12 protein-coding genes are annotated in these 14,606 nt (G+C 52.7%); 6 read left to right on the top strand and 6 right to left on the bottom strand.

What is annotated here, in order from left to right; translation table 11 throughout:
• Window positions 1–16 precede the first annotated feature (16 nt).
• Window positions 17–1,108: a saccharopine dehydrogenase family protein gene (locus tag TH30_RS08435; RefSeq protein WP_114097636.1), complete on the bottom strand. Its 1,092-nt coding sequence runs from the start codon at window positions 1,106–1,108 to the stop codon at window positions 17–19.
• Between the two features lie 165 nt (window positions 1,109–1,273).
• Here TH30_RS08435 and TH30_RS08430 point away from each other — a divergent pair, with 165 nt between their 5' ends.
• The 3 genes from TH30_RS08430 to TH30_RS08420 all read left to right on the top strand — a co-directional run bounded on the left by TH30_RS08430 (window position 1,274) and on the right by TH30_RS08420 (window position 5,615).
• Complete coding sequence (locus tag TH30_RS08430; protein ID WP_114097635.1) at window positions 1,274–1,711, top strand: Lrp/AsnC family transcriptional regulator; 438 nt, start codon at window positions 1,274–1,276, stop codon at window positions 1,709–1,711.
• Between the two features lie 45 nt (window positions 1,712–1,756).
• Window positions 1,757–3,607, top strand: a complete 1,851-nt coding sequence (locus TH30_RS08425) for an adenylate/guanylate cyclase domain-containing protein (RefSeq protein WP_114097634.1) — start codon at window positions 1,757–1,759, stop codon at window positions 3,605–3,607.
• A gap of 148 nt (window positions 3,608–3,755) precedes the next feature.
• Window positions 3,756–5,615 (top strand): adenylate/guanylate cyclase domain-containing protein, encoded by a 1,860-nt coding sequence (locus tag TH30_RS08420; RefSeq protein WP_114097633.1) that lies wholly within the window; start codon window positions 3,756–3,758, stop codon window positions 5,613–5,615.
• Between the two features lie 100 nt (window positions 5,616–5,715).
• On the opposite strand, the gene ykgO is transcribed toward TH30_RS08420, so the two are convergent.
• Together ykgO and TH30_RS08410 are read right to left on the bottom strand one after the other, a co-directional pair.
• Window positions 5,716–5,841 carry a type B 50S ribosomal protein L36 gene (gene ykgO / locus TH30_RS08415; RefSeq protein ID WP_007090004.1) on the bottom strand — a complete coding sequence of 42 codons (126 nt, stop codon included), beginning with the start codon at window positions 5,839–5,841 and terminating at the stop codon, window positions 5,716–5,718.
• Window positions 5,842–5,989: 148 nt separating this feature from the next.
• Window positions 5,990–7,021, bottom strand: a complete 1,032-nt coding sequence (locus tag TH30_RS08410; RefSeq protein ID WP_114097632.1) for a class I SAM-dependent methyltransferase — start codon at window positions 7,019–7,021, stop codon at window positions 5,990–5,992.
• A gap of 184 nt (window positions 7,022–7,205) precedes the next feature.
• On the opposite strand from TH30_RS08410, the gene TH30_RS08405 reads away from it, so the two are divergent.
• Window positions 7,206–8,570 carry a DnaJ domain-containing protein gene (locus TH30_RS08405; RefSeq protein ID WP_114097631.1) on the top strand — a complete coding sequence of 455 codons (1,365 nt, stop codon included), beginning with the start codon at window positions 7,206–7,208 and terminating at the stop codon, window positions 8,568–8,570.
• A gap of 71 nt (window positions 8,571–8,641) precedes the next feature.
• On the opposite strand, the gene TH30_RS08400 is transcribed toward TH30_RS08405, so the two are convergent.
• From TH30_RS08400 to TH30_RS08390, 3 genes are all read right to left on the bottom strand, one after another.
• A complete protein-coding gene (locus tag TH30_RS08400) occupies window positions 8,642–10,102 on the bottom strand; it encodes an aminoacyl-histidine dipeptidase (protein WP_114097630.1) in 1,461 nt (486 codons plus the stop codon).
• 213 nt (window positions 10,103–10,315) lie between these two features.
• Window positions 10,316–10,825, bottom strand: a complete 510-nt coding sequence (locus TH30_RS08395; protein WP_114097629.1) for a GNAT family N-acetyltransferase — start codon at window positions 10,823–10,825, stop codon at window positions 10,316–10,318.
• A gap of 97 nt (window positions 10,826–10,922) precedes the next feature.
• Window positions 10,923–12,554: a sensor domain-containing diguanylate cyclase gene (locus tag TH30_RS08390; protein ID WP_114097628.1), complete on the bottom strand. Its 1,632-nt coding sequence runs from the start codon at window positions 12,552–12,554 to the stop codon at window positions 10,923–10,925.
• Window positions 12,555–12,844: 290 nt separating this feature from the next.
• On the opposite strand from TH30_RS08390, the gene TH30_RS08385 reads away from it, so the two are divergent.
• A complete protein-coding gene (locus TH30_RS08385) occupies window positions 12,845–13,465 on the top strand; it encodes an NUDIX domain-containing protein (protein WP_114097627.1) in 621 nt (206 codons plus the stop codon).
• A gap of 142 nt (window positions 13,466–13,607) precedes the next feature.
• Window positions 13,608–14,606, top strand: a complete 999-nt coding sequence (locus tag TH30_RS08380; protein ID WP_114097626.1) for a cysteine synthase A — start codon at window positions 13,608–13,610, stop codon at window positions 14,604–14,606.

Raw genomic sequence — 14,606 nt, 5'->3', positions numbered from 1 at the left:
CGGCAATTATCAGATTTTAGACTGCAAGCTGACGATTGGCGTAATAGCGACCAAAACGGTTGGCCAAAAGATCATCCAGTCCGACTTCTTCCTGACGCACATAACCGGTTCCCGGTAGCTTGCCGGTAAGCACCATATCCATCACCGCACACAATCCGGCCGATGTCGTGATCTGGATGGCGGACCAGTTCTTGCCACCAATTTCCGTACCATGGACCTTGCGGATGAAGTTTTCTTCGCAAAGTTCGCCGTTACGGGTCCCGACGGCATCAGCAAAGATCACAATCACATCCTGCTGCGTGACTGGCAGGGCATTTTCAAAGATTTCCTTCATCATATCCGGGCGTTCGCCCAGACGAAGGTCTTCAATCAGGATTTTCAGAATTTCCTGATGGCCCGGATAACGGACAGTTTTGTAATCAAGATTGTCGACCTTGCCTTCAAGCATGTCACAAAGCGCACCAACCCCGCCCGACGTATTGAAGGCTTCGTATTCGGTACCATCAATTGTGAAACGCTCATATCCTTCAAGCGGAAGGACCTCGACACGCTTGCCGTTCAGGATCGCCTCACAGGGATTGAGATATTCGTTGATCAAACCGTCCGTCGACCAGGTCAGGTTATATTTCAAACGGTTGGTCGGGTTTTGTGGCAGGGCACCAACCCGGAGACGAAGCTTTTTGACCGTATCAAACCGCTTGAACAGATCGTGCGCAGCGATCGAAATAAAGCCCGGCGCGAGACCACATTGCGGCACGAATGCCCCCGCTGCGCCCTTGGAAATTTCGCGAATGGCACGGGTGGTTTCGACATCTTCCGTCACATCGAAATAGGATGCGCCAACCGCACGGGCAACACGCGCAATCGCAACATTAAGGTAAAACGGACAGGTCGACAGAATGGCATCATGACCGGTGGCGACCTCGGTCAGGGCCGCCTCATCGGTGACATCAACCTTGATAAGGGTTGCGGCATCATCCCGGGCACAGAATTCCAGCATATCGCCATTGGCATCTGCCAGAGTCACCGCATAGTCGCCACTTTCCTTAAGCATTACAGCGGCCATACGTCCGATTTTACCGGCACCAAGGATCAAAATCTTTTTCATTGTCTCTAACTCCCGACGGAACAGACACCATCGCGATGGATGCCGTAACTGCCCTGATAACGTTTTGTTGTTTACCCCTTTATGCTCCGCCGCTGGACTAACGCTTGCAACCCGGCAATACTGTCAAAACAATTGAATAACCCGTCATTTTAATGGGCATGACCGATGAAACGCCGACTTGATGAAACCGACCGTCGCCTGATCGCAAGATTGCAGGAAAATGCCCGCATACCGACTGCGGCACTGGCGCGCGATGTCGGACTATCACGCAGTGCTGTACAGGAACGGCTCGAACGCCTTGAAAAATCACAAACCATTACCGGATACACCGTGCAGCTCGGAGACAGCGCGCGACCGGTTCTTCTGGCCGAAGTCATGATCCAGCTAGAACAAAAGCAATCCGCAGGAGTGGTCGGCGCATTGCAGAAAATCCCGCATTGCATTCGCTGTCTGGCAATTTCGGGGGAATATGACCTGATTGCCGAAGTTGCCGCTGATACGCCCGAAGAGCTTGACGGGGTACTGGACCGGATTGGCGAGCTTGCCGGGATAAAACGAACATCAAGTTCAATCATCCTTTCAACCAAGTTCGATCGCCGCTAAGATGCCGCCTGAGGTTGGGGAACCTCCGTTTCAGGAAAAAACCGAGTGATATCCAAACGCAGATATTCTGTCCTTTCTGTCCTTCTTGCCAGTTTCGTTACCACCAGCGTTTTTGGTGTTGGCCTTGCCCTGTATGTCGGTCTTGGTACCGCATATGAAAACACCCGCAATCTCTGGGTCATGCTGGCTGATGTGGATCTGACAGCTGTCCAGCGCACCATGCATGAACGTATGAGCGAAGTTGATGAACGTTCCGACTGGGTCGCAAAGCAGGTCGCCGACGGCACACTTGATCCCAGCTTCCAATATGGCTGGACCAATGCGATGCGTGCCCTTGCTGCCGCAGACATGGATGTCATGGCCTATGGTCTGATAACAGGGGACCGGCAATTCATCGGTTTCAATCCCGAAGATATGACAGAAATCCGACGCACCCTGCCCCAAGACGATATGCTGTTTTCCGAATTGGCACACATTCGTGGCCCGATTTCCAACCGCACCGGATTTCCGCGTTGGGATCCGTTTTTCAATCGCACGGTCCTGACCAGTTGGGTTCCGCTTTTTTATGACGGGCATTATCTGGGGACCTTTATTCAGTACCTGTCGCTGTCAAACTTGTCGGACAGCCTGATTCGCGGACGCGAAGACCTTCCCGGTACTCCGTTCATCCTGATTGGAGGCAATCGGGTGATGGCCCATCCTGATTTGCGAGACTGGGGGGAAGACACCGCCAACAAACTGATCAACGGGGCTGATATCGCGCGAAGCCCGCTTCCACTGCCAACCATTCACGATATCGGTGACCCGGTTCTTGCCAATATCGGCAAATCGGAACGGATCAAAACGGATGAAAAAGATGAGCGGCAAAATACCGGCTTGCGCCTTGCCGGACTTGAAGTCGATGGTAAATATCATCTCATTGTCACCCGTCAGGTGATGAATGCCCCCATTTCACCTGTCATCATCGGCATACATTTTACCGAAGAGCTGTTTAATGATGAATGGAATCGCCTTGTTCTGGCGTCCGTTCTGGGTGGTGCCGTGCTGGTCATTGCGGTGATTGTCGCGATTATACTGTCCAAACAGTTCACCAAACCAATCCGGCGCTTTGCCGCCGCTGCCCGCGCCTTTGAGGATGAGGACATTGCCTCTGCCGATGTTCCGCAGCTTTCCGGAAGCCGTATCCGTGAATATGATGACGCAGCGCGCTCCTTTAACCACATGATGATGGCAGTCCATGACCGCGAACGGATCACCAATCTGTTTGGTAAGTTTGTCCCGCAATCCATTGCCAAAAAGCTTCTGGCATCTGGCAATGATTCAGGTGTGTTGCCGCCACAACAATCAGAAGCAACCGTCCTGTTTATCGATATCGCACATTTCACATCAATGTGTGAAAGCCTGCATCCAAATCAGATCATCGCGATGCTCAATGACTATTTCGATTGTGCAACCCAGATCATCGAATCCCATGGTGGCATCGTGACCCAGTTTCAGGGGGATGCGATTCTTGCTGTCTATAACGTGTTTGACGATCTGGAAAACCACGCGGATGCGGCACTTGATAGCGCCATTGCCCTGCAAAACGAGGTTTCCAGCCGCACATTCGAAGGCCTGACATTACAGATCCGCTGCGGGGTCAACACGGGACCGATGGTTGCCGGGAATGTTGGTGCAAAGGCGCGCTTGTCCTTTACCGTTCATGGCGATGCGGTCAATACCGCCTCGCGACTGGAACAGGAAAACAAGGTGCTTGGCACCAATGTTCTGATTTCCGAAACCACCCGGGTATTGCTTTCGGACCCCAAACGCGTTGTCAAAGCCGGTGACGTTCTGTTGCGTGGCCGCCACAGCACGACCGAGCTTTACACGGTGCCGGGCTTCAAGGCCAGTTAACGCGATCGGAACGGGCGGCGGCGGCGAGATGTCGCTCCGCCCTTTCCATGGTCTTCAAAAGCCCATAAGCTATTCAATTCATGAGCTCAGTTGAACTCAGACGACAGGCTGCGCTTCACCGAATCGCTTTAAGTCATTGGAGAGCATATTGGCAAAACGTCACGGGCGACTTTCCATTTTCGCGGTCCTGCTCAGCGGCTTGCTGCTCAGCAGTGTGACCGGCGTTGGGTTGTCGCTTTATTTTGGTCTCCAGACAGCTCTTCAGAATACCCGCGACCTCTGGATCACGATGACCAGTGCGGACATTGCCGATGCAGAACGGATCATCCACGACAGGCTGGCACAGACAGCGCGCCGCAATGTCTGGATCGCCACCAAGGTTGCCGAAGGCGCAATCGATCCTCTTTCACCAGCCTTCTGGTCAAGCCAGGCAGCATCATTGATCGCGACCGAAAAAGCCATTGCCGCCATCGGAATTACAACGCCCGACGGTTCCTTTATCGGTTACGATCAACACAATCAGAAGGTTGTGAAAGAAAAAGCTGATCTCTATGACATGATGATCACCTCTCAGCTTCTGAAAATGGGCCCTGCCCAAAGTCAGACTCTTTTCCCCTATTGGCAGAGCCTGATTGGTGAAGCTGTCCTTGGTGAAGCGATCCCGCTGTTTCAGGATGGTCAGTATCTTGGTGCACTGATCCAGTATCTCACCCTGCCCGGTTTGTCGCGTGACCTTCCGATGCAGCAAAAAGATGATGGTCGCACAGCCTTTATCACAGTTGCAGACCACATTATCGCCCATCCAGGTCTGTCAAACTGGCAAAAGGTCAATATGCGCACCGAGAAATCGGGGTTCATTCCAAAATCGATTGAAGAAGCGACAAGTGTCCTGCCCCGTATGGATCAGATTGGCGATCCGATCTTGTCCCAACGTGCCAGATGGGAGCCGGTTGAGCTCGGCGATAGCCTGAGTTATGCACTTGATCAGCGAATTGACGCATCCCAGGTCGTGATTAACGGTGAATATCAGATCATCGTGACCCGAAACGATTCTGATGGCTCAACGAATCCGATCACATTCGGAATACATTTTGCGCCCTCTGTTTTCGAGGCAGAGGGACAAAGAATAAATCGACTGTTTCTTATCGGAGCCGTTGTTCTGTTGGGTTCCGTGATTATAGCGTGGGTGATCGCACACCTCTTTTCCCGACCACTCAAACGGTTCTCGATGGCAACGCGCCAGTTTGAAGACGGTGACCTCAAGGCATTGCCACAACTACCAGACAGCATCATCAGCGAATTCAACGATGCAGCGACATCCTTCAACCATATGGTCCATACGTTACATGATCGCGCACGTATTGAACGGATCTTTGGCAAATTTGTGCCCCCAGCTATTGCCCAGACACTTTTGACATCTCAAAGCGATACCGGCACCGTTCCGTCACGCAAATGCGTGGCCACAACGCTATTTGTAGATCTTCAGGGCTTTACGACAATGAGTGAAAAGGCCGATCCGCAGGATGTGGTTGATATCCTCAATGCCTATTTCGCTGATGCCACCGCTATTATCGAGGCGCGCCACGGGATTATCACCCAGTTTCAGGGGGACGCGATTCTCGCGGTCTATAATGCGGTTGGAGAACAGCCAGATCACGCCGATGCAGCGCTGGAAACAGCGATAGAGCTCCAAAAGCTGGTTCACAGCAAACAGTTCAAAGGTACGACATTGCGGTGCCGTTGCGGCGTCAATACCGGTGAGCTTGTGGCAGGCAGCATTGGCGCACCGGATCGGCTTTCCTTCACGGTCAATGGCGATTCTGTGAATAGTGCGGCGCGACTGGAAGCCATGAACAAGGAACTGGGCACCAGGATTTTGCTTGGAGAAACCACGCGCAATCAGCTTTCTGATCCGTCACGCGTTACCCTTGCCAAGGAAGTTCTGCTCCGCGGCAGAAGCGAAACCACCGCAGTTTACACCATTGCCATTGACGGTATCGACGCCTAGGCACCAGACGCCATCACACATCAGGCAGATAAAACAAAACGCCGCACTGGATAAACCGGTGCGGCGTTTTGTAAAACCTTTGAGAACAAGGTACCGGGAATTAACCCTGGCGCGCCTTGAAACGCGGGTTCTTTTTATTGATCACGTATACGCGGCCACGGCGGCGCACGATACGGCAGCCTTTTTCCCGCAGCTTCGCGGATTTCAATGAGTTCCGGATCTTCATAATCTTAAACCTTAGAAACTTGGCCCCTTCGAGGAAGCCGGAAAATAGAAGTACGACATGCCCCTGTCAATACCTAAAACAGGTTGCGGCGACAGAAATCAGATCAAATCCCGTCAAAGTCGCCAGCAGCAGTCTGAAACCTGAGCGATCAATTGATCGTTGCGTAGAACCGATAAAAGGCCAGCGAGCCATTTTCAAGCATTTTTACGCGATTCATCCACATTTCCATCTCTGGAACGATATAATCCATCACATCCGGGTCCAATCCGGACTTTTGAATGTCTGAAAGCATGGTCATCCATGCTTTTTTGATGTGAACGAGATGGGTTTCCGACTCATCCTTGGCGATGCGGATATCAAATTTCAGTTGTCCGAGCCGGGATTTATATTCCTGTGCGGTCCAGGGATACAGCTCGTCACCTTCAAGCTTGGCCCATTGTGCCAGTGCATTATCGTCAAGATCGCGAGTCAGGACATAGTCGGTAAACAGAATCTGCCCCTGTTCACGCAGGGTTTCTGCAACTTCGCCCAGAAATGCCTCCTTGCCGGGCACCTTGAACAGCTCGCCAAACGAATACACAACGTTGAAATAGCCTTTGCGCAATTCCGGTTCAGCCGGATCAAAAGTCTGAACCGGGACTCTTTTTTGCACACCGGCATGAACAGAACGATCCATCCCCAACAGGGCCAACTCGCCATCCTGCTCGAAGGCTGTTACCCAGACCCCGAGGCGATCGGCAAGCAAGCGCGCAACACCACCAAGTCTGGCTCCGATTTCAAGACAGCTGAGCGTTTCGTCAAGGGCCAGTGGCTTTGCGAGTTCCAGCGCATATTCGTGCCCACCCGGAATCATGATCCCGTGATCGAACAATTTGTCATACAGCTTGATTCGCTCTGGCGGCCAGCGCCCGATTTCCTCATCAAGATCAAGCTCGGCGAGCTCCGGCTCGACCGGGCGTGACAGCCAGACACGCATTTTGCGCAGCCATTCGGCATAGACATCTATTTCAAGCTGAAGCAGGTAATATTCGACCGGGTCGTCATACCCTTCCCATTTGGCGCGCAAACGGGTGCCAAAACCCAGATGATGGCCCGGCGGCATTTCGAACTCGGATACGGCAGCGTCATCCGACAGTTCGTCATCTTCGTCGACTTTGCGTTGCCAAAATTTGAGTTTCAAGCCGACTACCTGTTTATTCGAAATCTATGCACAAGTGATTCTTGCAAAATATGACAAATAGGCAAAAGTGACAACGTGTTAAGATTTCCATCATATGATTACGCCACCAGAGGCAAGCAGCAAAAGCTGCCTCGGTCAATCGCATGCGCCGGAAAGTGTGTCAGGACAGGAATCCGCTTTAGATATGAACAACGATCGTCTTGGCATCTATTACAGTATGCTGAACATTGCGCCCGGCGCGAGCGCAAAGGAAATCAAACTCGCCTATCGCAAACTGGCGTTTGAGTATCATCCTGATCGCAACACCGATCCGGACTCCGAAGAAAAATTCAAAGACATCACCGAAGCCTATGAAATCCTGACAGGTGAACGCAAAGCCCCTGCACAGGCCGGCGCGAACCGCACAAAAGATACCGCCAAAGGCAAATCTGGCCCGTCCGATAAATCAACGGCGTCGAGTTATGGTCCGAACGCCACAGGTGCGCAGAACGCCAACCGCACCAAACAGGGTTTTGCCGGTTCAGGACGCAAACAGGAAAAGGCCAAACCGGGCCCTGATGAAAAAGTCGCGCGCGCCAACCAGGCCTATCGCGAACAGCAGGCCAAGGCTGGCGCACGCAAAAGCAACATTCACCCCGGCGCCCGCAGGCATAATCGCAAGAAAACTGACAGCAATGCCCAGGGTTTCATTTCATGTGCGGTAACCGGGGTTGTTTCAGCCCAGCCCAGACAGGTCGAATTCAAGATCGTTCGCGGTTTTCTGCATTCCTGCAAGGTTGAAATCCTTACCGCCAATCTTGCCCCCAAAGGGGCGAGGCGTATGGCTCTTAAGGCAAGTTTGATTACCTGGCTGCGCGGTTTTTGGGGATGGCGAAGCTTCATCCCTGCCTGGAAGGCCATCCTGGGTAATATGCGTGGCGGCAGTTTCCCGCCCGAGGGTAACGCCAAAATGCTGTTTACCCATGCAACCGCCTTTGAGCGCGCCGGAAACAAACAACTGGCGCGGGCGGTTCTGATGCAGGCACTTGATTTCATTGGCACCAACAGGTCGGTTCTTGCCGAACAGGTACGTGCAAGCCTGCGCCGCCTCGAAGATGGCCAGCCGACACGACGCGTGCGTGACGAATGGAAACGTGCTGGCATGGGCGATGCCCTTTTGCATCTTAGTCCGCTATTTGTGCTGATTTTTGTGGCTTTGATCGCGTTTGGTCCGGGTCAGGGATTTGTCACGCGCGAGATTCCCGAACTTGTCGCCGAAAAAGGCAGCCAGATCACCAGACAGGTCAAACAACTGATCGGCGAAGACCGCGATCCCTATTACGTTGACCGCGAACTTTTGAATATGCGTGACGGTCCCAGCGTCAATAACAAGATCATTCGCCGTCTGACCCGCTTTGAAACCGTCTATATTTCAGGTGACAGTCAGGGTTTCTGGATCGAGGTCGAAACCACTATCGGCGAAAACGGTTTTGTCAATCTTGACGCACTTGTGCCGGGCAATGGATCGACCGCCCGCGACAAATGGTGCTCCACAAACAAATGCGACTGACCGAAGCAATCCGGTCAGTCGCACCAACAGACTTCTAATCTGTGGGTTAAAGCCCCTTTTCAGGAAGGCCCTTACCCTTTGGTCGGGATCGCTTTAAGCGCCGCCAGAAGATAATCCCAGAAACGGGCAACACTTGGTACATGGACGCATTCGTCCGGGCTGTGGGCACGCTTGATGGTCGGGCCAAAGGAAACCATATCCCAGTGCGGATATTTCGCTCCCAGAACACCACATTCAAGACCGGCATGAATCACACGGATTTCCGGGTCCTTGCCAAACATGTCGCGGTGAACCGACTTCATCATGTCGACGACTTCACTGTTTGCGTTCGGCTTCCAGCCCGGATAGGCATCCCCCCACACAACAGTCGCACCGATCAGCTCAAAAACGGCGGTTGCCGCTTCGCGAATGGCATCACGCGCCGAATTGATCGAGCTGCGCGCTGACAGGGTCGCTTTGGCCGTACCATCTGCAAGCTTGATGATCGCAAGGTTGATCGAGGTTTCAACAACACCTTCGACCGAGGTGCTCATGGCCTGAACGCCGTTTGGTGCACTTACACATGCGTTATTGAAGTTTTTGGAATCGGTTGCGCTCATTGCTGTTGCCGGAAGTGCGGCTTCTTTGGCTGCAATGGCGAAGTTCGGTTCAAGCGCGCCGATTTCGTCGCGCACCTCAGCCGCAAAGACAGAAAGTGCTGCGTCAAACGCACCAACCTTGCCTTCTGGCAGAACGATGGTCGCAAAGGATTCACGCGGGATGGCATTGCGCGCCGTACCGGCATTGATCGAAACGATCCGGGTGTCGAAATCACGAATGGCGGTGCGCAGGAAACGCGCCATCAGCTTGTTCGCATTACCAAGACCCAGAATGATATCAATCCCCGAATGACCGCCCTTAAGACCGGTCAGGGCAATATCGCGAGCAACATAACCGGCAGCAACTGCTTCGGGCGTGTAATCAAAGGTCGCGACCAGATCGCCACCACCGGCACAACCGACGCAAAGCTCGTACTCGTCTTCAGTATCAAGGTTCAGAAGGATCTCGCCCTTGAGACGACCCGGCTCAAGATTCATCGCACCGGTCAGCCCGCGCTCTTCGTCAACCGTGAACAGAAGTTCAAGTGCCCCATGCTCCAGCCCCTCTTCAGTCATGAAGCCCATCATGGCAGCAGCACCAATACCGTTATCCGCGCCAAGCGTGGTGTTGTCTGCGGTGATCCATTCGCCATCAATCAGCATTCGGATCGGATCGGTATCAAAATTGTGGGTCGAACCGGAATTCGCCTGGGTCACCATATCAACATGGGCCTGAAGGATCGTCATTTTACGATCTTCATATCCCGGTGTTGCCGGTATGGAGATCACAAGATTCTGACCACCGTCACGGAAATGCGTCAGACCTTTGTCATCTGCCATTTTTTCAAGAAGCTGAAGAACGGCTTCTTCCTTGGTCGACGGGCGCGGGGTATCGCAAAGTTTCTGAAAGTTTTCCCAAATTGCGACTGGCGCAATTTTGCTGATCTCGTTCACGGTGGCGCTCTCCTGTGTGGTCTGACCAGCCGTTTTCGGCTGAATATCTGGACTATGCGTTTTCGCGGGTTATCCTTGTTGATTACCCTATCGCAGGCCGAATTTAAAGCGCATCTACGTATTTTTGCGCAACCTGCAAATAAAGCGACAAAAAGCCCGCTACACTCGCAGAAAACAGCCTGAATTTAAGGAAACACGCAAATAAATGTCAGCCTAGTCGACCCCGACGGTTGTACTGCGCCGCTGCAAAAGCATCACATCGCGCCATTGTCCCGCCATTGGACCATAACCCATCCGTCCAAGACCACGTCGAAGACCGATCTCTTCAAAGCCAAGCCGCTTATGAAGGGCGATACTTGCAGTGTTTTCGGGAAAGATCCCGGCCTCCAGAGACCAGATACCCAGTGCCTCGCTTTCTGTGATCAGGCTGGAAAGAAGAGCCTTTCCAATCCCCTGCCCCTGTACATCCGGGTCAACATAAACCGATATCTCGGCAACACCGCGATAGACGCATCGGCTTGAAACACCCGACAGTCCTGCCCAGCCGGTCACACGGCCGGTATCATCGCAGGCAACCAATCGGCATTCCTTGAGATGTCCGTCATCCCAGTTTTCCCAGGTTCCTGCATTTTCCTGAAATGTTGCATTCCCGGTTGAAATACCGCGCGCATAAATATCAACCACAGAAGCCCCGTCCTCAGGACGCATTGCACGAATGATCATGCTTCATACTCCGGCACAAACACGGTTTTGTCACAGGCAAGATTAAATCGGGAAGAGTGGGAAAAACTCAACCATCAAACGCGAGACTGATCAAGAACTAGCTATCCTGTTCGCGCTCGAACGTCCGGAAGATCAGCTGGTCGCGACCGGCTTCCTTGGCGGCATACATAGCCTCGTCGGCAAGTGCCATTGCTTCGGCCAGCTCAATGAACCTTTGCCGACCTTCACCGCCAACTGTTGCGCCAAAGCTTGCGGTAACTTTGGCAACAGCATCACCATCCTTTTCAACCGGCACTTCGATCGCGCGGATCATATTTGCAAGTCGTTCGCCAATGCGCTTGGTCACGGCTGCGGTTGCAGATGGCAACAGGACTGCGAATTCCTCACCGCCCAGACGTACAACGAGGTCATCATCACGCAATGCCTGACGCAGGGTCTCGGCCACTTTTTCCAGCACCCTGTCGCCAATAGCATGACCATAGGTATCGTTGATATCCTTGAAGTAATCCAGATCAAGGATGATCAGACCAAAGACCCAGCTTTTGTCTTTCAGATGACGAATTTCACGCAATCGACTGACGGCGATTTCAAAACCACGCCGGTTCAAGGCACGGGTCAGCGGATCGGTCGATGCAAGAGTATCAAGCATCTGTTCCTTGCGCTTGTGATCGGTGATGTCGGTGGCAGATACCATCACCCCGCCACCTTCCATCATATTCATGCGAATATCGGCCAGCCGCCCGGACGGCGTTTGCATTTCATCAAGCGTCGCGTGCCCGTGACCATTTTGCTTCATCTTCGCATAGCATTCACGAAGGGCTGAAATATCAAATGACGGGCTATCATCCTCGGATTTCGGAACGCCAAACAGACGGGAAAATTCGTAATTATGATGAATGACCTTAAGGTCGCTATCAAGCATCGCCACCGCTGATGGCACAAGCCGGATCACTTCGGTTACCGCCTCTTCAAGGCTTGCCTTGGCGCGTACCAATTCTTCATTCATTTCAACTTCGTCGCGCACATCATGCGCGGTCGTAAGAATGGCGGGTTTTCCGTCATGCCAAAGAATGCGTTCGTCAGTCAGGTCACGCCAGACCGAACTTCCATCATCAAGGATGTCCCGGACGCGGTGTCGTTCACCGCGCAACGCACCACTAAGAATACCTGCGACATGCTTCAGCGCGCGTGGGCGGTTCTGTTCCGGTATAAAGCGCAGAACATTGGGGTTTTCCATGAACTTGCTGGCATTTTCCGACCCCATAAGATGGGCAAAGGCATCATTGACATACAGCGCGGTCATATTGCGATGGACCATAACCCCGATAAAGGAGCGCCCCAGCATGTGGTCGACCTGCATGGCGGTAGTGCCATTGTCAATCATCTGTGCCGTGGTCAGAACAGCGTTACCCTGTCCCCATTCAACAGTTTCGTCGCTGATTTCCATCCAGACCGGCGTACCATCCGTACGGATGTTGTAGACTTTCTTCCAGCCGTGAAATCCGTGACCTTCCTGAAAGCCTTCGGACAGTTTGGCAGCCTCGTGGTGGAAACTTGGCGGGATGTATTGCCGCATGTCAGGTTCGCTCATGAAGTCCTTGACATCCCGGCGACCGAGCATCTTCGCATAGGCGTCATTGACATACACGGCTTTCAAATCCTGATGTACGACAACTCCCACGCGTGACCGCCCATACAGACGTGCGATTTCTGTTGGCTCAAACCGCATCAACGTCTTGTTTCCCCCGAAACTCTGAAATGCGAAGCCACATGTTTTCCCGTCACGTGGCTTTAATGATGCCTTAAATAGTACAACAGTTCAGGTATAATTAAAACATAGGGATGCCCTACCTATCCCAACGACGACCTGTTAAACCGGCATGGCCAGCACCACTACAGCCATGCGTTTCATCAAACACATACATAAGAATAAAAGAATATCACTTCCAGTTTAAAATTATTCCATCTTTTCGCGCATTCAAAACATGCCCGTCAACGAACAATCATGGAAAAGAAGCAATGCCTCACAAAACTTTTGACATCATCCAACGCAAACGTGGTTGGGACGGGTATTTCAAACTTGATGTCTATCGCTTACAACATGACAAGTTTGATGGCGGGAAAAGTGCAATTCTTCAGCGCGAAATCCTGGAACGCGGGCATGCTGTCGCCGTCCTGCCCTATGACCCTGTACGTGATGAAGTCATTCTGATCGAGCAATTCCGTCCGGGCACATTGTCGGTTCAGGAGCGCTATCCTGATATGCCCGTATGGCTGATCGAAATTGTCGCAGGCATCATCGAGGATGGCGAGACCGCCGAAAACGTCGCACTCCGTGAAACCATCGAAGAAGCCGGTTGCGAGATCATCGCACCGCTTGAAAAGATATCACAATATTACGTGACACCGGGCTGTTCGAGCGAAACAGTCACCATGTTCTATGGGCGGGTTGATGCATCAAAGGTCGGCGGCATTCACGGTCTCGACGAAGAAGGCGAAGACATTCGCGTCTTTACCGTGTCCGCAGAAGAATGCTTTGCCATGTTGCAGAATGGACAACTCTGCAATGCAACGACAACCATTGCCATTCAATGGCTGATGCTGAACCGCGACCGCATCCGCAAGGAAGCTGGCATTTAGCATCTGTTTCGCAGCATTTCGACGACTGTGAAATTCAACACAAACTTTTCGTTGTAATTTCCAAACTATCTTGACTTTTGTGTAATAAAGTCCCAATCAACAACTAATCAAATTTTGAACCCAACCACGTTTGGAGTCTGTCATGGACATACGCAATGGCACCATCGAAGCCATTGGCCGCACCCCGCTTGTGAAGCTGAAAAAGGTTTCCGAGCTGACGGGTTGCACCATTCTTGGCAAGGCCGAATATGCAAATCCGGGCGGATCGGTCAAAGACCGTGCTGCCCTTGCCATCATTCGTGATGCCGAGGCCCGCGGCCTTCTGAAACCCGGCGGCGTGATTGTCGAAGGCACGGCTGGCAATACCGGCATTGGCCTTGCTGTTGTGGGCAACGCGCTTGGCTATCGCACCGTGATTGTCATTCCGGAAACCCAGAGTCAGGAAAAGAAAGATCTTCTGCGTCTGCTTGGTGCTGATCTGCGCGAAGTTCCGGCTGTACCCTATCGCGATCAGAACAACTATGTGCATGTTTCCCGCCGTCTGGCCGAAGAACTGGCACAAACCGAACCCAATGGCGCCATCTGGGCCAACCAGTTTGACAACGTTGCCAACCGTCAGGGCCATATCGACACCACTGCACCCGAAATCTGGGAACAGACCGACGGGAAGATTGATGGCTTTATCTGTGCAGTCGGCACTGGCGGCACGCTTGCCGGTGTTTCGCTCGCGCTGAAAGAGCGCAACAAAAACATCCAGATCGGCCTTGCCGATCCGATGGGTGCGGCCCTTTACAGCCACTACAAGTTCGGTGAACTGAAATCCGAAGGCAGCTCGATCTCCGAGGGCATTGGTCAGGGCCGTATCACCGCCAACCTTGAAGGCGTTGACATCGATCACCCGTTCCAGATTTCGGATGAAGAAATGCTGCCGATCGTCTTTGACCTGCTTAAGGAAGAAGGTCTGTGCATGGGCGGATCGACCGGCATTAACATTGCCGGTGCAGTGCGCCTTGCCCGCGAACTGGGCCCGGGCAAAACCATTGTCACGATCCTGTGCGACCTTGGCACCCGCTATCAGAGCAAGCTTTGGAATCCCGAATTCCTTAAGGAAAAAGGTCTTCCAAGCCCCGATTGGCTGTAA

The sequence above is a fragment of the Thalassospira profundimaris genome, assembly GCF_003326795.1.
Lineage (GTDB): Bacteria > Pseudomonadota > Alphaproteobacteria > Rhodospirillales > Thalassospiraceae > Thalassospira > Thalassospira profundimaris_C.
The sequence above is the reverse complement of the archived record's forward strand: the minus strand, read 5'-3'. Positions and strand labels throughout refer to the sequence as shown.